The 18776-nt window shown below is 37.7% G+C and carries 21 protein-coding genes; 7 read left to right on the top strand and 14 right to left on the bottom strand.

Going from position 1 to position 18776, the window contains the following annotated elements; translation table 11 throughout:
* Positions 1-19 precede the first annotated feature (19 nt).
* Genes ADA56_RS00565 through trpA form a run of 3 tightly spaced genes read left to right on the top strand, consistent with a single transcriptional unit; the run spans position 20 to position 2793 of the window.
* Complete coding sequence (locus ADA56_RS00565) at positions 20-778, top strand: SDR family oxidoreductase (RefSeq protein ID WP_049368728.1); 759 nt, start codon at positions 20-22, stop codon at positions 776-778.
* 12 nt (positions 779-790) lie between these two features.
* On the top strand, positions 791-1987 hold the full coding sequence (trpB, locus tag ADA56_RS00560) for a tryptophan synthase subunit beta (RefSeq protein WP_049368727.1): 1197 nt from the start codon (positions 791-793) through the stop codon (positions 1985-1987).
* Entirely contained in the window at positions 1987-2793 is an 807-nt protein-coding gene (gene trpA / locus ADA56_RS00555) for a tryptophan synthase subunit alpha (RefSeq protein WP_049368726.1), read from the top strand. Before trpB ends, trpA begins: the two co-directional genes overlap by 1 nt.
* Before the next feature lie 50 nt (positions 2794-2843).
* Here the strand turns inward: trpA and ADA56_RS00550 are convergent, their stop codons facing one another.
* The 4 genes from ADA56_RS00550 to rplM all read right to left on the bottom strand — a co-directional run bounded on the left by ADA56_RS00550 (position 2844) and on the right by rplM (position 4996).
* On the bottom strand, positions 2844-3290 hold the full coding sequence (locus tag ADA56_RS00550) for a ClpXP protease specificity-enhancing factor (protein ID WP_049368725.1): 447 nt from the start codon (positions 3288-3290) through the stop codon (positions 2844-2846).
* Entirely contained in the window at positions 3290-3928 is a 639-nt protein-coding gene (gene sspA, locus ADA56_RS00545) for a stringent starvation protein SspA (protein ID WP_005696172.1), read from the bottom strand. Before sspA ends, ADA56_RS00550 begins: the two co-directional genes overlap by 1 nt.
* A gap of 230 nt (positions 3929-4158) precedes the next feature.
* The gene (gene rpsI / locus ADA56_RS00540) at positions 4159-4551 is read right to left on the bottom strand and encodes a 30S ribosomal protein S9 (RefSeq protein ID WP_005696173.1); all 393 of its coding nucleotides are present in this window, start codon (positions 4549-4551) and stop codon (positions 4159-4161) included.
* 16 nt (positions 4552-4567) lie between these two features.
* The gene (gene rplM / locus ADA56_RS00535; protein WP_005628896.1) at positions 4568-4996 is read right to left on the bottom strand and encodes a 50S ribosomal protein L13; all 429 of its coding nucleotides are present in this window, start codon (positions 4994-4996) and stop codon (positions 4568-4570) included.
* 329 nt (positions 4997-5325) lie between these two features.
* On the opposite strand from rplM, the gene metF reads away from it, so the two are divergent.
* Positions 5326-6216 carry a methylenetetrahydrofolate reductase gene (gene metF, locus ADA56_RS00530; protein WP_005697527.1) on the top strand — a complete coding sequence of 297 codons (891 nt, stop codon included), beginning with the start codon at positions 5326-5328 and terminating at the stop codon, positions 6214-6216.
* 42 nt (positions 6217-6258) lie between these two features.
* On the opposite strand, the gene ADA56_RS00525 is transcribed toward metF, so the two are convergent.
* The 4 genes from ADA56_RS00525 to pheS form a co-directional block, all read right to left on the bottom strand.
* Positions 6259-6744 (bottom strand): C40 family peptidase, encoded by a 486-nt coding sequence (locus tag ADA56_RS00525; RefSeq protein ID WP_049368724.1) that lies wholly within the window; start codon positions 6742-6744, stop codon positions 6259-6261.
* A 47-nt stretch (positions 6745-6791) separates the two neighbouring features.
* The gene (locus tag ADA56_RS00520) at positions 6792-7091 is read right to left on the bottom strand and encodes an integration host factor subunit alpha (protein ID WP_005697518.1); all 300 of its coding nucleotides are present in this window, start codon (positions 7089-7091) and stop codon (positions 6792-6794) included.
* 13 nt (positions 7092-7104) lie between these two features.
* A complete protein-coding gene (pheT, locus tag ADA56_RS00515; protein ID WP_049368723.1) occupies positions 7105-9495 on the bottom strand; it encodes a phenylalanine--tRNA ligase subunit beta in 2391 nt (796 codons plus the stop codon).
* 75 nt (positions 9496-9570) lie between these two features.
* On the bottom strand, positions 9571-10560 hold the full coding sequence (pheS, locus tag ADA56_RS00510; RefSeq protein ID WP_049365446.1) for a phenylalanine--tRNA ligase subunit alpha: 990 nt from the start codon (positions 10558-10560) through the stop codon (positions 9571-9573).
* A gap of 199 nt (positions 10561-10759) precedes the next feature.
* On the opposite strand from pheS, the gene ADA56_RS00505 reads away from it, so the two are divergent.
* Positions 10760-11623, top strand: coding sequence for a fructosamine kinase family protein (locus ADA56_RS00505; protein WP_049368722.1), 864 nt, complete (start codon positions 10760-10762; stop codon positions 11621-11623).
* Between the two features lie 64 nt (positions 11624-11687).
* Here ADA56_RS00505 and ADA56_RS00500 read toward each other — a convergent pair whose 3' ends face one another.
* Positions 11688-12545: an OmpA family protein gene (locus ADA56_RS00500; protein WP_049365443.1), complete on the bottom strand. Its 858-nt coding sequence runs from the start codon at positions 12543-12545 to the stop codon at positions 11688-11690.
* A gap of 213 nt (positions 12546-12758) precedes the next feature.
* Positions 12759-13814, bottom strand: coding sequence for a protease SohB (gene sohB / locus ADA56_RS00495; protein ID WP_049368721.1), 1056 nt, complete (start codon positions 13812-13814; stop codon positions 12759-12761).
* A 140-nt stretch (positions 13815-13954) separates the two neighbouring features.
* Between sohB and asnS the strand changes: the two genes are divergently transcribed.
* Together asnS and can are read left to right on the top strand one after the other, a co-directional pair.
* Positions 13955-15358 (top strand): asparagine--tRNA ligase, encoded by a 1404-nt coding sequence (gene asnS / locus ADA56_RS00490; RefSeq protein ID WP_049368720.1) that lies wholly within the window; start codon positions 13955-13957, stop codon positions 15356-15358.
* A 128-nt stretch (positions 15359-15486) separates the two neighbouring features.
* Complete coding sequence (can, locus tag ADA56_RS00485) at positions 15487-16179, top strand: carbonate dehydratase (protein WP_049365440.1); 693 nt, start codon at positions 15487-15489, stop codon at positions 16177-16179.
* Positions 16180-16235: 56 nt separating this feature from the next.
* Here can and bioD read toward each other — a convergent pair whose 3' ends face one another.
* From bioD to ADA56_RS00465, 4 genes are all read right to left on the bottom strand, one after another.
* Complete coding sequence (bioD, locus tag ADA56_RS00480) at positions 16236-16970, bottom strand: dethiobiotin synthase (protein ID WP_049365439.1); 735 nt, start codon at positions 16968-16970, stop codon at positions 16236-16238.
* A 102-nt stretch (positions 16971-17072) separates the two neighbouring features.
* On the bottom strand, positions 17073-17339 hold the full coding sequence (locus ADA56_RS00475; protein ID WP_049368719.1) for a YcgL domain-containing protein: 267 nt from the start codon (positions 17337-17339) through the stop codon (positions 17073-17075).
* 66 nt (positions 17340-17405) lie between these two features.
* Positions 17406-18137, bottom strand: a complete 732-nt coding sequence (locus tag ADA56_RS00470) for a histone (protein ID WP_065420060.1) — start codon at positions 18135-18137, stop codon at positions 17406-17408.
* A 300-nt stretch (positions 18138-18437) separates the two neighbouring features.
* Positions 18438-18644: a hypothetical protein gene (locus tag ADA56_RS00465; RefSeq protein WP_049365434.1), complete on the bottom strand. Its 207-nt coding sequence runs from the start codon at positions 18642-18644 to the stop codon at positions 18438-18440.
* Positions 18645-18776: the final 132 nt, after the last annotated feature.

Genomic DNA, 18776 nt, shown 5'->3' with positions numbered 1-18776 from the left:
ATTGCTAAGGGGAAGCATTATGCAAAGAACAGCGTTAGTAACCGGCGCAACTGCCGGATTTGGTGCGGCAATTTGTCGCACACTCATTGAAAATGGCTATCGTGTAATTGGCACGGGGCGCCGCGTAGCTCGTTTAGAACAATTACAACAAGAATTAGGTGAAAACTTCTACTTTCTTGCCTTTGATATTTCAGATCGCCAAGCAACAGAAGATGCTTTCCATTCCCTTCCCGCTACTTGGCAATCCATTGATTTATTGGTGAATAATGCAGGATTAGCATTAGGCTTAGAAAGTGCAGATAAAGCGAGTTTAGACGATTGGATGCAAATGATTGATACCAATATTAAAGGACTCGTCACCATTACTCGTCTTGTGTTACCCCAAATGGTTGAACGCAATTCAGGCCATATTATTAATTTAGGCTCAATTGCAGGTACTTATCCTTATCCAGGTGGCAATGTATACGGTGGCACTAAAGCTTTTATTAAACAATTTAGTTTAAATCTTCGAGCCGATCTTGCTGGTACACAAATTCGCGTGTCCAATGTTGAACCCGGTCTTTGTGGTGGAACTGAATTTTCTAATATCCGCTTTAAAGGTGATGATGCCCGAGCTAAAAAACTCTATGAAAATGTAGAATATGTCAGCCCACAAGATATTGCTAATATTGTGTTATGGCTCAATCAACAACCTGAACATGTCAATATTAATCGCATTGAAGTGATGCCTACTGCACAAACCTTTGCACCACTTAATGTCGCAAGAATTCAAAAATAACAAGGAAATATTATGTCAGAAACCCTTTTAAATCCTTATTTCGGTGAATTTGGCGGAATGTATGTACCGGAAATTCTCGTACCGGTACTACAACAGCTAGAAAAAGCCTTTGTTGAAGCAAAAGACGATCCTGAATTCCAACGTGAATTTCAAGATTTACTTAAAAATTATGCGGGCAGACCAACCGCACTTACCCTTTGCCGTAATTTAACCAAAGGTACAAAAGCAAAAATTTATTTAAAACGTGAAGATTTACTTCACGGTGGTGCCCATAAAACCAACCAAGTGTTAGGTCAAATTTTATTAGCGAAACGCATGGGTAAAACACGCATTATCGCCGAAACCGGTGCGGGCCAACATGGTGTGGCGACAGCCCTTGCTTGTGCAATGTTAGATATGCCTTGCCGTGTTTACATGGGGGCTAAAGACGTGGAACGCCAATCACCAAACGTATTCCGTATGCGTTTAATGGGTGCTGAAGTAATTCCTGTACAAAAAGGTTCTTGCTCGTTGAAAGATGCATGCTGTGAAGCAATGCGTGATTGGTCAGCCAACTATGAAAACACCCATTATTTATTGGGTACGGCGGCAGGCCCTCATCCATTCCCAACCATTGTACGTGAATTCCAAAAAATGATTGGTGAAGAAACTAAACGTCAAATCTTAGAAAAAGAAGGGCGCTTACCGGATGCTGTCATTGCTGCAGTTGGTGGTGGTTCGAATGCGATTGGTATGTTTACTGACTTTATTGATGAAAAAAGTGTACGCTTAATTGGTGTAGAACCCGCTGGTCACGGCATTGAAAGTGGTGAACATGGTGCACCATTAGGTCATGCAAAAGTCGGTATTTATTTCGGTATGAAATCACCGTTAATGCAAACTGAAGATGGTCAAGTAGAAGAATCCTACTCTATTTCTGCTGGATTAGACTTCCCTTCTGTAGGGCCTCAACATGCTTATTTACAAAGCATTGGTCGTGCCGAATACCCAAGTATTACAGATGATGAAGCGTTAAATGCTTTCCAAGAATTAGCAAAACATGAAGGCATTATTCCTGCATTGGAAAGTTCGCATGCATTAGCACATGCATTAAAAATGATTCATCAAGAACCGAATAAAGAACAAATTTTAGTGGTGAATCTCTCTGGTCGTGGAGATAAAGATATTTTCACCGTTGATAAAGTTTTAAAAGAAAAAGGAATGCAATAATGAGCCGTTTTGAAACTAAATTTGCAGAACTTGCAGCGAAAAAAGAAGGGGCTTTTGTACCTTTCGTGACATTATGCGATCCAACATTTGATCGCTCTTTTGAGATTATTTGCACTTTAGTCGAAAATGGCGCAGATGCTTTGGAATTAGGCTTTCCATTTTCTGATCCACTATTAGACGGTCCCGTTATCCAGGCAGCTAATAACCGTGCACTCAATGCGGGCCATAGCACTGAAGACAGCTTTAAATTACTCGCTAAAGTGCGGTCAAAATATCCAGAAATTCCGATTAGCTTACTCCTTTGTGCGAATTTAATTTTTGCAAAAGGCTTAGATAATTTCTATCAACGTTGTGCAGAAGTCGGTGTAGATGCGGTTTTAGTGGCAGATATTCCACTATTGGCAAAAGAAGACTATATTCAAGCCGCTAAAAAGCATGGCATTCAACCTGTCTTTATTTGCCCACCAAATGCTAATGCAAAAACAGTACAAGGCGTTGCTGAAAGCAGCGAAGGCTATACCTATTTAGTTTCTCGTGCAGGTGTAACAAGTGCAGAGAATCAAGCTCATGCCGCAAACTTAGATACACTTGTAGAACAACTTAAAGCCCACAAGGCTCCACCAATTCTACAAGGTTTTGGTATTGCTCAACCTGCTCAAGTGAAAGAAGCCCTTCAACTAGGTGCAGCAGGCGCGATTTCTGGTTCTGCAACTGTAAAAATTATTGAGCGAAACTTAGATAATCAGGCTCAGTGCTTATCTGAACTAGCCGAATTTGTTCGCAATATGAAAGCTGCAACCAAATAATAAATAAAAAAAGTGCGGTTAAAATTAACCGCACTTTTATTTTTCTTTCATTAATCCACAATTCGTAAATGAGATGCTGATTTCTGTGGTTTCTTTTCAGTTTTAGGCTTATCTACCGCTTCTGCAAAGCTTAATGGCTGTTCTGATGTTGGCTCACGATTTAATTCATCGTAAATTTCTTCTGGCTCAAACATCACGCCATCACCATTTTCACGTGCATAAATAGCTAAAGCTGCGCCCATCGGAATATATAACTCACGAGCAACACCTTTAAAACGCGCATTAAACTGAATAAAATCATTCGTTAATTGCAAATTCCCTGTCGCCCCAGCAGAAAGATTTAAGACGATTTGCCCATCTTTCACGTATTCCACAGGCACATTGGTACCATAATAATTAGCATCCACCACTAAATATGGGGTGAAATCGTTATCCACTAACCAATCATAATAGGCTCTTAGTAAATAAGGGCGTTTTGGAGAAGGTGTATGGGTCATTATTTATCATCCATTAAATTTTTAGGTGCAGCTTCACCTACAGATTGTAAGAATGAATCACGGCTAAATACTCGATCCATATAGCCTTTGATTGCTTTGCTTCCTGTACCGCTAAATTCAACGCCCATATTACGTAGTTTCCATAATAATGGTGCAACATAGCAATCAACCAAGCCAAACTCTTCGCTCATAAAATAAGGAGTTTGTTGGAAGATAACCGATACCGCTAGCAATTCTTCTTTTAACTGTTTTAATGCTTCTTCACGTTCAACTTCTGTGCCTTTTTCAGCAATTTCTAATGTTGGATACCAATCTTGTTCGATACGTAACATTAAAAGACGGCTTTTCGCACGAGAAACGGGATAAACTGGCATAAGTGGAGGATGTGGAAAACGCTCATCAAGATATTCCATAATAATGCGTGAGCTAAATAATACTAAATCACGATCCACCAATGTTGGTAATGTGCCGTAAGGATTTAATTCCATTAAATCTTCTGATAATGCTTGCAAATCAACTTCTTCGTTTTCGTAAGCGACACCTTTTTCAGCTAAGACAATTTTTACCTGATGGCAGTAAATGTCATTTTTATTTGAAAAAAGAGTCATTACTGAACGTTTACTTGATGCATTGGACATTTATTCCTCCGAAGATCCAAAATAATCTATATACTTCTACTAAAAGTGGGCGATTATTTTAACATAACCGAGAGCCAAATTGCCAATATTTTCTTGTTTTTGTTTTAAAATCAATCAATTACAAATACATAACAAGAAATCAAAGAATGGTAATTTTTAATTAATTTATTTTTTACAGACACAAAAAAAGCAGAGATTGCTCTCTGCTTTCTTGAAACGATAATAAAAAATTAACGTTTGGAGTATTGTGGACGACGACGTGCTTTGTGTAAACCAACTTTTTTACGTTCAACGCGACGTGCGTCACGAGTAACGAAGCCAGCTGCACGAAGAGCAGGACGTAAAGTCTCATCATATTCCATTAATGCACGAGTGATACCGTGACGGATTGCACCCGCTTGACCAGAAATACCACCACCTTTAACAGTGATGTATAGGTCTAATTTATCAGTTAATTCCACTAATTCTAACGGTTGACGTACGATCATACGAGCTGTTTCGCGACCGAAATATACGTCTAATTCACGTTGGTTGATAGTGATTTTACCACTGCCCGGTTTGATAAATACACGAGCTGAAGAGCTTTTGCGGCGACCAGTGCCGTAGTTTTGATTCTCTGCCATTTCCTAAACCTCGTGATTAAATGTCTAATACTTGTGGTTGTTGTGCTGCGTGTTGGTGTTCTGCACCCGCATACACTTTTAATTTACGGAACATTGCACGGCCTAATGGACCTTTTGGCAACATACCTTTAACCGCAATTTCAATCACCGCTTCAGGACGGCGAGCGATCATTTCTTTGAAAGTCGCTTGTTTGATACCACCTACATAGCCAGTGTGCCAGTAGTAAAGTTTATCTGTTTCTTTACGACCAGTTACTGCCACTTTGTCTGCGTTGATAACGATGATGTAATCACCAGTATCTACGTGTGGAGTGTACTCAGCCTTGTGTTTACCACGAAGACGGCGTGCTAATTCAGTAGCTAAACGACCTAAAGTTTTACCTGTCGCATCTACCACATACCAGTCACGTTTTACTGTTTCCGGTTTTGCTACAAAAGTTTTCATTAATTAATTACCAAAATATAAGTTTGATACCCAGTGTTCCATATTGATTGAAACACAACCATTAATCTTAATCTCCACCCCTTCGAGTGTGATCTCGATAAAATAATGCACGGTGGGAATCCGTGCATTTACAGGGTCGGCGTATTATACCTATTTTTAGAAAAAATGCTAACTTTTTGTGCAAATAAATTGATTTTCTTTTAAAATACAACGCACAATAAACAATCATTAATTTCATTCATTATTTTGATGAAATCATTGAAATTGACGCATATTAGTTCTTATCTTATGATAAGTGCATTCTAATAAAAAACGTAAGAAGGCATGCTATGAGCTACGCAAACGAAATTAACACATTAAATCAACATCTTGCTGATACTAACAAAAAAATTAATGTCTCCTTTGAGTTCTTTCCTCCTAAAAATGAAAAAATGGAAAGCATGCTTTGGGATTCTATCCATCGCTTAAAAGTATTAAATCCTAAATTTGTTTCCGTCACTTATGGCGCAAACTCTGGCGAGCGTGATCGTACACATAGCATCGTGAAAGCCATTAAAGCAGAAACAGGCATAGAAGCTGCACCACATTTAACAGGTATTGATGCCACACCTGAAGAATTAAAAGAAATTGCAAAAGATTATTGGGATAGCGGTATTCGTCGCATTGTGGCATTACGCGGTGATGAGCCCAAAGGCTATGCGAAAAAACCTTTCTATGCGGCTGATTTAGTTGAACTACTCCGCTCCGTAGCTGATTTTGATATCTCGGTTGCAGCATACCCAGAGGTTCACCCTGAAGCAAAATCAGCACAAGCAGATTTAATCAATTTGAAGCGTAAAATTGATGCAGGCGCTAATCATGTCATTACTCAATTCTTCTTTGATATTGATAGTTATCTTCGCTTCCGTGACCGCTGTGCATCCATTGGTATTGAGGCTGAAATTGTTCCGGGTATTCTCCCTGTCACTAACTTCAAACAACTTCAAAAAATGGCATCATTTACGAATGTAAAAATTCCAGCATGGTTGGCTAAAGCGTATGAGGGATTAGATGATGATCCGACTACTCGCAATCTCGTCGCGGCGAGTGTGGCAATGGATATGGTAAAAATCCTTTCTCGTGAAGGCGTAAATGACTTCCACTTCTACACATTAAATCGTAGTGAACTCACTTATGCGATTTGCCACACATTAGGCATTCGCCCTACAACAAATCCATAAAGAAAAAGTGCGGTTAAAATTAACCGCACTTTTTTATTTCCACTATACTCGTCTAACTTGCCAAAAAGCTTTTTTCCAATAAGGGCTATTCATCGAAGAGTAAATCACACCACCTTTGGTTGAAGCATGTAAAAATTTATCTTCTTTCACATAAATCCCAACATGATAGCCATTTGGTCCGCGTCCCGTTTTAAAGAAAATTAAATCGCCTGTTTGGATATCTTCTTTACGAACAAGTTTTCCGTAACCCGCTTGATCTTTCGTAGTTCGAGGAAGGTTGATATTAAAACGATCAATAAAGGTCTTTTGCACAAAACCAGAACAATCAATACCATCTCGAGATTGCCCACCTAAAATATAAGGTGTCCCCGCCCATTCATATTGTTGTTCGCTTAACATGGCAATGGCTATAATCGGATCACCAATCTGACCTTTATAGTTCATGGCATATTCTTCACGAACACCACTTGAACAAGCAAAAAGCAAAAAACTTCCTGCGACTAAAAAAGCACATTTAATCTTATTCATGTTCAACCCTGACAAAAGTGCGGTCAAAAACGACCGCACTTTTCTTACTATTGTTTTGGCTTGGTATTTTCCACGCGAGCACGTAATTTTTGTCCTGGCTTGAATGCCACTACACGGCGCGCAGAAACAGGAATGCTTTCACCTGTTTTTGGATTACGCCCTGGACGGGAAGCTTTATTACGAAGTTCAAAATTACCAAAACCGGATAATTTCACTTCACCACCAGATTCTAACGATAAACGAATTTCCTCAAAAAAGTCTTCCACTAATGCTTTAGCTTCCGCTTTTTGTAATTGATACTTATCTAATAAGTATTCAGTAATATCAATTTTTGTAATCGTTGCCATGTTAGTCTCCTGTTTAGTCTCTAAGCTCTGCATTAAAGCGTTGTTTAACTTCGTTTAATACAGCAGAGATTACCGCATTAATCTCATCATCTTCAAGCGTTTTTTCATTATCTTGAATGGTTAAACTGATTGCTAAGCTCTTATGTCCGCTAGCAACGCCAATGCCTTGATATACGTCGAATAAATTGACTTGTGTTAATTTTTCTCCGCCGGCTTGTTTACATGCTTCGATAATATCGCCTGCTGGGACATTATCTGCAACAACTAAAGCTAAGTCACGACGGTTCGCTGGGAATTTTGAAATCTCTTTGGCTTGAACCACACGACGATTTGCAATGGCATCCCATAAAATTTCAAAAACAACCGCTTTGCCATTTAATCCTAGTTTTTGAGCAATAAGTGGATGAATAGTTCCAATAAAACCAATTTCTTTTCCATCTAATTCAATTGATGCAGATTGACCTGGGTGCAAGGCACTGTATGCTTTTGCCACGAATTTAACTCGATTACCCACTTCGGTAAGAGAAAGAATACTTTCTAAATCACCTTTAAGATCAAAGAAATCAACCGTTTCTGCTTTACCTGTCCAACATTCTGATTTTGCTGTACCGGTAATCACACCTGCAAGAACAAATTCTTGGCGCACACCAAATTCTGCATTGGCATCAGGAACAAAACGTAGTCCTGTTTCAAATAAACGCACGCGGTTTTGTTGACGATTTTGGTTGTATAGTACTGCACCGAGTAATCCACTTAACAATGAAACGCGCATTGCTGACATTTCAACTGAAATTGGATTTGGTAATACAAGTGCTTCAATTTCTGGATGAAGTAAAGTTTGTACTTTTGGATCAACGAAGCTATAAGTAATTGCCTCTTGATAATCTGCGTCAACAAGTGCGGTCTTAATTCGGCTTAAGTCTAAATCAGACTCTTTATGTTCACGCATACGAAGATGTGCTAATGGTGCATTATTTAGAATGCTGTTATAGCCATAAATACGTGCTACTTCTTCAATGAGATCTTCTTCGATTTCAATATCAAAACGCCAGCTTGCTGAAATCACGGTCCAAACATCATTAGCATATTTCACCGCAAAACCTAAACGCTCAAAAATCTCGGTCACGGTTTCAGTTTCGATATGATGGCCTAATAAGCTATCTAATTTTTCACGACGTAAAGTGACTTCATTGACTTTTGGTAAATATTGCTCGCTCACGACTTCACAAATTTCGCCTGCTTCACCACCACAAATTTCAAGTAACAATGCTGTTGCACGTTCTATTGCGTGACGTTGTAGCGTAAAATCAACACCGCGTTCAAAACGATGTGAAGAATCAGTGTGTAAACCGTATTGTCTTGCACGTCCCGCAATCGCTAATGGTGCAAAGAATGCTGCTTCTAAAATTACATCTTTTGTTGTTTCAGCATCTACACCGCTAGTTTGACCACCAAAGATACCTGCCATTGCTAATGGGCCTGTTTGGTCTGCAATCACTAAAGTATTCGATTGTAATTTTGCGGTTGTACCATCTAATAAAACAAGTTCTTCGCCGTTATTAGCTAAACGTACTTGAACAGGTTGAGACACTTTTGATGCATCAAAAGCATGCATTGGTTGACCTAATTCAAGTAAAACATAGTTGGTAATATCTACAATAGGATCGATAGAACGAATACCACAACGACGTAATTTTTCTTGTAACCAAATTGGTGATTGCGCTTTAACATTGACATTTTTCACCACGCGCAATAAATAACGAGGGCATGCTTCTGGCGCTTTTAATTCAATTTGAACTTTATCTGAAATCGTTGCAGGTACGGCATCAAAGTGCGGTTGATTAACAACTTGTTTATTCACCACACCAACTTCACGTGCAACACCTGCAATACTTAAACAATCTGCACGGTTTGGCGTTAAACTAATTTCAATGGCTTTATCATCTAAATCTAAATATTCACGTAGATTTGTACCCACTGGTGCATCTAACGGTAGCTCAATAATACCATCTGCATCTACATCAATGCCTAATTCAGAGAATGAGCAAAGCATCCCTTCTGAAGGTTGGCCACGTAATTTAGTCTTCTTAATTTTAAAATCACCAGGTAATACCGCACCTTCAGTTGCACATGCCACTTTTAAACCTTGACGGCAATTTGGTGCACCACAAACGATATCTAATAAACGGTCGCCACCAACATTTACTTTAGTGACTCGTAATTTGTCTGCATCTGGGTGTTGTGCACATTCAACAACTTCACCTACAACTACTCCAGTAAAGTCGCCTGCTACTTTTTCAACACTATCAACTTCTAAACCAAGCATCGTGATTTGATCACATAACTGCTCTGTTGAAATTGATGGATTAACCCATTCTCTCACCCAATTTTCGCTAAATTTCATTATCTCTGTATCCCTTATTGATGAACGTGTTACGTTCTAAATTAATCATTATCGTCAATTTAACCAAACGGTTAATTACTTAAATTGTTTTAAAAAACGTAAGTCGTTTTCAAAGAATGAACGTAAATCTGTGACGTTGTAGCGTAACATAGTTAAACGCTCAACACCCATGCCTACAGCGAAGCCAGAATATTCATTTGGATCAATACCTACGTTACGTAACACATTAGGATGTACCATACCACAACCTAATACTTCTAACCATTTACCATTTTTACCCATTACATCGACTTCTGCAGAAGGTTCAGTAAATGGGAAATAAGAAGGACGGAAACGAACTTGTAAATCCTCTTCAAAAAATGCACGTAAGAAATCGTGTAATAAACCTTTTAACTCGGTGAAGTTTGCTTTTTTATCTACATAAAGCAATTCAATTTGATGGAACATTGGTGTGTGCGTTTGATCGTAGTCGTTACGATATACACGACCTGGCGCCATAATACGAATAGGTGGCTGCATTTTTTCCATGGTACGAATTTGTACACCTGAGGTTTGTGTACGAAGTAATAATTCAGGATTAAACCAGAATGTATCGTGATCAGCACGTGCTGGGTGATGTTTAGGGATATTTAATGCATCGAAATTGTAATAATCACTTTCAATTTCGGGACCGGTTTCCACAGAAAAACCTAACTCTGAAAAGAATTTTGTTACGCGATTGATGGTAATGGTCACTGGGTGTAAACCACCTGTTTCTGTTTTACGACCTGGAAGGCTCACATCAATACGTTCTTTCTCTAATTTCGCATTGAGTTCAGCTTGTTCCCACTCTGCTTTTTTAGCATTCAAAAAATCTAATGCTGCTTGTTTGGCTTCATTGATTTTAGCGCCCATTGCTGGACGCTCTTCTGCAGCAACATTACGCAATTCTTGCATAAGTTGGGTGAAATGCCCTTTTTTACCAAAATATTCCACACGAATTTCATCTAATGTGGTTAAGCTTTTATTTTCGATTTGTTCAATCGCCGATTTTGCTTTCTCAACAAGATCTTTCAGATGTTGCATAGTTTCCCCTGATTATCTTTTCTAACTAAAATACACCTAATGATAATACTAACTCATTAAAAAATCACGCGTTTATTGGTGAATTGATGTTTCAGATAAAAAATGACAAAAATTTTTGCTATTTTTTGAGATATATCACAGTAATTTTTAGTGCTTTCGTTAGAATGAAGAAGAATCGACCATGTCTAGGAGGCGTATTATGTGGAAATCAATTTCTCAAGTCTTAGCTGATCAATTTGGTGCTTACTATAACATCAAAGAAAAAAACAAAGTGCCTGGTGGCGAAGTAAATGAAACTTGGCTCATTACGGATGGAATCCAACCGGTCTTTGTTAAAGTGAATGAACGGTCCTATCGTTCAATGTTTCGTGCAGAAGCTGACCAATTAAACCTACTAGGCAAAACCAATACAATCCGACTTCCGCAAGTATATGGCGTAGGCTGTTCTCAAAACCATAGTTTCTTATTATTAGAAGCGCTTCCTATTACTCAACAAACCAATGCAACGCCACATTTTGCTGAAGAATTAGCAAAACTCCATCAAGTGTCTGGCACTAAAAACTATGGATTAGATTTTGATACTTGGCTTGGTCCTGAGTATCAGCCAAATAAATGGAATGGAAGTTGGGCGAAGTTTTTTGCAGAACAGCGTATTGGATGGCAATTACAACTCTGCAAAGATAAAGGTTTAGACTTTGGTCATATTGATTTAATTATTGAAAAAGTAAAACACAAACTTTCAAAACATAATCCTAAACCTTCTTTGTTACATGGTAACTTATGGATTGAAAATACCGCTATTGTAGGAAATCAAACCTTTACTTACGATCCTGCTTGCTACTGGGGTGATAGAGAGTGCGATTTAGCATTCAGTGAGCTTTTCCAACCTTTCTCAGCTGAATTCTATGAAATTTATGACCGTACTTTCCCACTTGATAAAGAAGGTTTTGAAGAAAGAAAACACCTTTATCAGCTCTATTATTTACTAAATTTCAGCCATCGTTTTAATGGAAGTTATATCAACTTAACCACTAAATTGATTGAAGAACTTTTACTTGAATAATTTCTTAACATAAAATAAAAAAGAGCGTAATTTTTATTACGCTCTTTTTGTCTTCTCTATCTAATTATTTTTGATAAAGAGGTGCTGGACCTTGAGTTCCACCGTTAACTTGACCACCTTCTTGTAATTTTAATACAGAACCAGAAGCAGTGATTTCTACACGACGGTTTGGACGTAAACAGTCTTTCTCAGCTTTACTTGCGTGTTTGTAACCATTACAAGCTTTAACTTGTGGCACTTTACCGTAACCAACAGCTGTAATTTCAGATGTTACGCCATCTTCAATTAAACGAGCTTTAACACGGTTTGCACGACGTTGAGAAAGATCTAAGTTGTAAGCATCAGAACCTAAACGGTCAGTATAACCTGCAACTTTAACTTCTTTAGCACCAGTTTCTTTTAATTGTGCTGCAACGTTATCAACAACTTCTTTACCACGTGGAGTTAAAGTATCTTTATCGAAGTCGAATAAGAAGTCACCACTTAAAGTAAATGCTGAGTTACCGTTACAACCGTTTGGATACCAGAAGAAGCTTTGAGCATTGTGGTTTTTGTCAAATAATATTTTGTATTGACAAATTTTGTGAACACCGTTCTCACGATAGTTGAACGCATAATCCCACTCTTCAACACCGTATAAACCTTCAGAGAAGTGTGGACGACCGATTAGGTTATATAATTGGTCTTTGTTCATACCACGTTCGATCATACGAACGTTATCCCAGTTTGGCCATGAACCAAATTGGCTACCGTCATGGTTGAAACCAGCTTTATCAATCTTAGGCCATACGAGTTGTGGTACTTGTTGACCATCAACTTCTTTATATTCTGGAGTACCAGCTTCTGTAACTTTGCTTAAGTTACCACAAGCAGCAACTGTCGCTACTGCTACTGCAGATAATAAAATACGAGATAATTTCATTTCTTTACCTTTTTACTGTTAAGGTGCAATCCTTGCAAGAAGAACCTACACAACTAAACTTTATAAATTTTACAAATAAAACTATAAAAAGTTTCATAGCGTATGGTAGTCATAATTCTTTAACTTGTAAATAAAAAAACATTAAAAAATGATTTTTTATGGAACTTTTTTGTAAAGTTGTGTAAAGAGTTGTCAAATAAGTAAATTTTTTTCTTATTGAATAAAATCCTGTCCATTTTTTGTTAAATTTCGATAGATAATTCCCTCAATACTCTCTTCAGCTTGCTTACCTATTTTTTGTAAAAGTGGCTTTTTCACTTTATATTTCACAGCGATCACAGACTTATCTTTCATTTTTTCAAGAATAATATCATCGCTAGTTGCTAACTCATCGACTAGCTGAAGCGCTAGAGCTTGCTGACCGAACCAATGCTCACCAGTTGCGACTTTATCCACATCTAAGTGCGGTCGATTTTGAGTGACAAATTGTTTAAATAATTGATGAGTTTCTTCAAGTTCGGCTTGGAATTTCTGTTTTCCTTTTTCAGTATTTTCACCTAATACTGTAACGGTGCGTTTAAATTCTCCTGCTGTCATCACATCAACATCGACATCATGTTTTTTCAATAAACGATGAATATTGGGAATTTGAGCTACAACACCAATAGAACCGATGATCGCAAAAGGTGCGGAAATAATTTTATCTGCCACACAAGCCATCATATATCCACCACTTGCAGCAACCTTATCAACTGCAACCGTTAATTTAATCCCTTTTTGTTTTAAGCGAGCTAACTGCGAGGCGGCCAAACCATAACCATGAACAACACCTCCAGGACTTTCTAAACGTAGTAAGACCTCATCATCGGCTTTTGCTACATTAATAATCGCCGAAATTTCCTCTCGAAGTGCGGTCGTTTCTGATGCCGAAATATCACCTTTAAAATCGAGCACATAAACACAAGGTTTAGGCGTTTCTTTCTCACCATTTTTTAATTTCGCTTTTAACGCCTTTGCCTCTTGCTTTTTCACTTTTTTCTGCGCTTTTTCTGCTTGTTTAAGTTCTTCTTCTGAAAGCTGGAAGTCGCGTAAATGCTTTATTGTTTCCTTAAATTCTTCCGAAAGATCTGTCACGACCAATTCACCATGATGTGTTGCATTGCGCTGTTTTGCTGAAATAATCATTGCGACAATAGCGGCAATCACAAGTAAAATCGTTAAAATCTCCAAAATAAAAATGCCATAGCCGGTCAAAATATCAGACCACATAGTTTTTCTCCTAAATAAAGTGAAGGCATTATTTTACTGTGCAAGCCTGATTTACACTAACTTTTTATGGAAAATTTTGCGATTTAAGGTAAACTAACGCAGTTTTATTGCCTAATTTATAATAAATTACAGAGGTTTATATGTCTAAAGTTGCATCCATTGTTGATGTGTTACAAGGTAAAATCGCTATTGGCGAAAAAGTTACCGTACGCGGTTGGGTTCGTACTCGTCGTGATTCTAAAGCGGGTCTTTCTTTCCTCGCTGTTTATGACGGCTCTTGCTTTGATCCTATTCAAGTCATCGTCAATAACGATATTGAAAATTATGAAAGTGAAGTATTACGCTTAACAACGGGTTGCTCTGTTATCGTAACTGGTACCATTGTTGAGTCACCTGCTGAAGGTCAAACTGTTGAACTTCAAGCTGAAAAAGTAGAAGTGACAGGGTTTGTAGAAGATCCTGATACTTATCCAATGGCAGCAAAACGTCACTCAATTGAATACTTACGTGAAGTAGCTCACTTACGTCCTCGTACCAATATTATCGGTGCCGTGGCGCGTGTTCGTCACTGTTTAGCACAAGCTATTCATCGTTTCTTCCATGAACAAGGTTTCTACTGGGTCGCAACCCCATTAATTACCGCTTCAGATACTGAAGGTGCGGGTGAAATGTTCCGTGTTTCAACACTTGATTTAGAAAATCTTCCTCGTGGTGAAGATGGTAAAGTTGATTTCAGCCAAGATTTCTTCGGTAAAGAATCATTTTTAACGGTTTCTGGCCAATTAAATGGTGAGACTTATGCGTGCGCATTAAGCAAAATCTATACTTTCGGTCCTACATTCCGTGCTGAAAATTCAAATACAACTCGTCACCTTGCAGAATTCTGGATGGTTGAGCCTGAAGTTGCGTTTGCAACGCTTGCTGACAATGCGAAATTAGCAGAAGACATGTTGAAATACGTATTCCGTGCCGTGCTTGCTGAACGCAAAGATGACTTAAAATTCTTTGAAAAACACGTAGATAAAGATGTGATTACTCGTTTAGAAAACTTCGTAAACTCTGATTTTGCTCAAATCGACTATACCGATGCGATCGACGTGTTATTAAAATCAGGTAAGAAATTCGAATTCCCTGTTTCTTGGGGTATCGATTTATCTTCTGAACATGAACGTTTCTTAGCAGAAGAATATTTCAAATCACCTGTTGTCGTGAAAAACTATCCGAAAGATATCAAAGCGTTCTACATGCGTTTAAATGACGATGGTAAAACTGTTGCGGCAATGGATGTTCTCGCCCCAGGAATTGGTGAAATCATCGGTGGTTCACAACGTGAAGAACGTTTAGACGTATTAGATAAACGTATGGAAGAAATGGGCTTAAATCCTGAAGATTACTGGTGGTATCGCGATCTTCGTAAATATGGTACTGTACCACATTCAGGTTTCGGTCTTGGTTTTGAACGCTTAATTGTTTATGTAACTGGCGTACAAAATATTCGCGATGTGATTCCATTCCCTCGCGCACCAAGAAATGCAAATTTCTAAAAATATTGTTTAAATTGACCGCACTTTCTTTTAAGTGCGGTCATCATTTTAGGCGATAAATTTATCCCCTATTTCATTTATTGTATTTGAATCAATCTTTCAAATACATCACATTAAGGAAAGTAGAAATGGACAAAATTAAACAACTCTTTGCTAACAACTACAGTTGGGCGCAAAGAATGAAAGAAGAAAATTCCACTTATTTTAAAGAACTTGCCGATCACCAAACACCTCATTATCTTTGGATTGGCTGCTCTGATAGCCGTGTTCCAGCTGAAAAACTCACAAATCTTGAACCAGGTGAGTTATTTGTACATCGTAATGTGGCCAATCAAGTTATTCATACAGATTTTAACTGTCTTTCGGTTGTGCAATATGCCGTTGATGTACTAAAAATCGAGCATATTATTATTTGTGGCCACACAAATTGTGGCGGTATCAACGCTGCTATGCAAGATCACGATCTTGGATTGATCAATAACTGGTTGCTCCACATTCGTGATATTTGGTTTAAACACGGGCATCTATTGGGCAATCTTTCAGCAGAAAAACGTTCAGATATGCTCACTAAATTAAATGTTGCAGAGCAAGTTTATAACCTAGGACGCACATCTATCGTAAAAAGCGCTTGGGAACGTGGACAAAAACTCTCCCTACATGGCTGGGTATATGATGTAAATGATGGATTCTTAGTAGATCAAGGTGTTATTGCAACCAGTCGGGAAACTCTTGAAATCTCTTACCGTAATGCGATTGCTCGCCTATCTAGCCTCGCGGAAGAAGATATCCTGAAAAAAGAACTTCCAGAAAACGAAGAATAAAAAAAAAGTGCGGTTAAATCTAATGAAATTTAACCGCACTTTTTATTTCAAACTTACTATTTAACTAACTCTGTTTGCATATACATCAAACGATCAATATTCGTTAAATAATGTCCTAACTCTTGGGATTCTGGCTTATGAATATAAGGGATTTTACCTAGCAAAGGCGCATCAATCTGAGCCTCTAAAATATCTACCACCTCTTTATAATGCCCTAAACAAGGGTTAATTCGATTTGCAATCCAGCCTAATAAAGGAACACCAAGCTGTTTAATCACTTGAGCTGTCAGCAATGCATGATTAATACAGCCTTCTTTAATACCTACAACTAACACAACTGGCATTTTATGCTCAACAACCCAATCAGCAAAACTCTTACCTTCTGCCATTGGTGTGAGTAACCCAAATGAACCTTCCACGACAACAGATTGATATTTTTGAACTAATATCGTTAAGGCTTGATTAATCTTGCTTAATTTAATGCGTGATTTATCTCGAGTCAGCATCGGCAAGGAATGAGCAAAAGTATAGCTATTCACTTCTTGATAAGATACGGGCTCATTCGTTGCATCCATTAAAGCTAACACATCTGAATTATTGTCAGCATCATAATCTGTTTGGGATTCATTAGACTGATTTTCGACAGGATAGATACCCTCTTCACAGCTACAAGCTATTGGCTTATAACCCACAATTCGCACGCCCTTTGCTTGTAATGCCTGAATAATGGCACGGCAGGCGGTGGTCTTGCCCACATCGGTATCTGTACCTGCCACAAAGAAACTACTCATTTTCATTCTCCTTTTAAAAGTGCGATGAATTTTAAAGGAGTTTTTTGAAGAAAATATTGAGATAAAGCAATATTTGAAGATTTTTACGAAAAAATAATAAGCTTATTTGATCTCACTCAAACTATTAAACAAGCCATCATCTTGTTTTGGCATTTGGAGATAAAATCCTTGCTGAGTAATTTTTTCCATTACCTCGTTTTTATCTACATGAACAAGCGGTTTGCTTCCTTTCAAATTAAATGGCATAAGAAACTGAGGCTTACCAAAACTTTGTATTAATACGTCTGGTACAGCTGAAAAATCATCTCGTTTCGAAATATAGAGATAGCAGCCTGGTTTACGTAAACTTTTATAAATTGCACATAACATTTTATTGCTCCAAAAGAAAAACCTACCAGATAATCTCTGATAGGTTTTCATTTTACAAAAGTTTAATTATTTAGTCACAGCATCTTTCACTTCAGCTGCTTTGTCAGATGTAGCATCTTTTGCTTCAGCCGCTTTATCCGCTGCCGCATCTTTTATTTCAGCTGCTTTATCTACTACAGCATCTTTTGTTTCTGAAGCTGAGTTTTTTGCTGCTTCCATTTTAGAAGACATTGCGTCTTTTGCTTCAGCCATTTTATCTGCTGCGGCATCTTTCATTTCAGCTGCTTTATCTACTACAGCATCTTTTGTTTCTGAAACTGAGTTTTTTGCTGCTTCCATTTTAGAAGACATTGCTTCTTTTGCTTCAGCCATTTTATCTGCTGCAGCATCTTTCATTTCAACTGCTTTATCTGCTGCAGCATCTTTTGCTTCAGAAGCTGCATTTTTTACTTCTTCCATTTTAGAAGACATTGCATCTTTTGCCTCAGCCATTTTATTTGCAGCAGCATCTTTCATTTCAGAAGCTTTATCAGCTACTGCTTCTTTTGTTTCAGCCATTTTATTTGCAGCTGAATCTTTTGCGTCAATTGCCGCATTTTTAACATCAGTTGCAACTTCTTTTGCTGCATCTTTAACATCAGTTGCAGCTTCTTTTGCTGCATCTTTAATTTGTGTTGCTGCATTTGCTGTTGCATCTTTTGCTGCTTCAACTTTTTGAGCTGTTTCTTGTTTATCGAAACAACCTGTTACGGCTAAAGATGCACCTAATACTAATACGGCTAATACTGATTTTTTCATTGTCATTCTCCATTTTATAATTAAGAATTAATCCAAAGCTATCTGCTTTGTGTGATCTAGTTTACGTAAAAAAAACTTAAAATAAAACATCTTCCAAAAAAATTTACATTTCTAAAGATATAGTTTTTTATAATACCTCTCTAAAACAACTATAACCCAATGAAATTAAAAGATTTGTAAAAAAGTTCATTATAAAAATTTTATTTTTTGTAAAGATAAAAAATCACTTTTTTGTGTTTTTTTTGAACAATCCCACTCAGTTAATTTGAATAATCCTTAACTATTGCTTTTACTTTTCAGTTACTTTTTTACGGCTGCAGATTGATCTTTTGTTTCAGAATCTACATTTTTTACTTCCTCTGCTTTAGAGCACACAGCATCTTTTGCTTCAGTCATTTTATTTTCCGCAACATGTTTAACATAGTTAGCTGCTGCAACCACAGCATCTTTAACTTGTACTGCCGCGCTTACTGTGGCATCTTTTGCAGCTTCAACTTTAGAAGACATTACATCTTTTGCCTCTGAAAGCGAATCTTTTATTCAGCAACTTTATCTTCGACAGCTTCTTTTGCTTTTACAGCTTTATCTTCAGCCGCATCTTTCACTTCAGCAGCTTTATCTTCAGCTTCATCTTTTAAC

Origin of the sequence: Parahaemophilus parainfluenzae, assembly GCF_001055095.1 — a bacterium.
GTDB classification, from domain to species: Bacteria; Pseudomonadota; Gammaproteobacteria; order Enterobacterales; family Pasteurellaceae; genus Haemophilus_D; species Haemophilus_D parainfluenzae_Z.
The sequence above is the reverse complement of the archived record's forward strand: the minus strand, read 5'-3'. Positions and strand labels throughout refer to the sequence as shown.

Excerpts from the sequence above, each read along its gene's own strand:
- ADA56_RS00565 (WP_049368728.1), top strand. The coding sequence starts at position 20 with ATGCAAAGAACAGCGTTAGTAACCGGCGCAACTGCCGGATTTGGTGCG.
- trpB (WP_049368727.1), top strand. The coding sequence starts at position 791 with ATGTCAGAAACCCTTTTAAATCCTTATTTCGGTGAATTTGGCGGAATG.
- trpA (WP_049368726.1), top strand. The coding sequence starts at position 1,987 with ATGAGCCGTTTTGAAACTAAATTTGCAGAACTTGCAGCGAAAAAAGAA.
- ADA56_RS00550 (WP_049368725.1), bottom strand. The coding sequence starts at position 3,290 with ATGACCCATACACCTTCTCCAAAACGCCCTTATTTACTAAGAGCCTAT.
- sspA (WP_005696172.1), bottom strand. The coding sequence starts at position 3,928 with ATGTCCAATGCATCAAGTAAACGTTCAGTAATGACTCTTTTTTCAAAT.
- rpsI (WP_005696173.1), bottom strand. The coding sequence starts at position 4,551 with ATGGCAGAGAATCAAAACTACGGCACTGGTCGCCGCAAAAGCTCTTCA.
- rplM (WP_005628896.1), bottom strand. The coding sequence starts at position 4,996 with ATGAAAACTTTTGTAGCAAAACCGGAAACAGTAAAACGTGACTGGTAT.
- metF (WP_005697527.1), top strand. The coding sequence starts at position 5,326 with ATGAGCTACGCAAACGAAATTAACACATTAAATCAACATCTTGCTGAT.
- ADA56_RS00525 (WP_049368724.1), bottom strand. The coding sequence starts at position 6,744 with ATGAATAAGATTAAATGTGCTTTTTTAGTCGCAGGAAGTTTTTTGCTT.
- ADA56_RS00520 (WP_005697518.1), bottom strand. The coding sequence starts at position 7,091 with ATGGCAACGATTACAAAAATTGATATTACTGAATACTTATTAGATAAG.
- pheT (WP_049368723.1), bottom strand. The coding sequence starts at position 9,495 with ATGAAATTTAGCGAAAATTGGGTGAGAGAATGGGTTAATCCATCAATT.
- pheS (WP_049365446.1), bottom strand. The coding sequence starts at position 10,560 with ATGCAACATCTGAAAGATCTTGTTGAGAAAGCAAAATCGGCGATTGAA.
- ADA56_RS00505 (WP_049368722.1), top strand. The coding sequence starts at position 10,760 with ATGTGGAAATCAATTTCTCAAGTCTTAGCTGATCAATTTGGTGCTTAC.
- ADA56_RS00500 (WP_049365443.1), bottom strand. The coding sequence starts at position 12,545 with ATGAAATTATCTCGTATTTTATTATCTGCAGTAGCAGTAGCGACAGTT.
- sohB (WP_049368721.1), bottom strand. The coding sequence starts at position 13,814 with ATGTGGTCTGATATTTTGACCGGCTATGGCATTTTTATTTTGGAGATT.
- asnS (WP_049368720.1), top strand. The coding sequence starts at position 13,955 with ATGTCTAAAGTTGCATCCATTGTTGATGTGTTACAAGGTAAAATCGCT.
- can (WP_049365440.1), top strand. The coding sequence starts at position 15,487 with ATGGACAAAATTAAACAACTCTTTGCTAACAACTACAGTTGGGCGCAA.
- bioD (WP_049365439.1), bottom strand. The coding sequence starts at position 16,970 with ATGAGTAGTTTCTTTGTGGCAGGTACAGATACCGATGTGGGCAAGACC.
- ADA56_RS00475 (WP_049368719.1), bottom strand. The coding sequence starts at position 17,339 with ATGTTATGTGCAATTTATAAAAGTTTACGTAAACCAGGCTGCTATCTC.
- ADA56_RS00470 (WP_065420060.1), bottom strand. The coding sequence starts at position 18,137 with ATGAAAAAATCAGTATTAGCCGTATTAGTATTAGGTGCATCTTTAGCC.
- ADA56_RS00465 (WP_049365434.1), bottom strand. The coding sequence starts at position 18,644 with ATGTCTTCTAAAGTTGAAGCTGCAAAAGATGCCACAGTAAGCGCGGCA.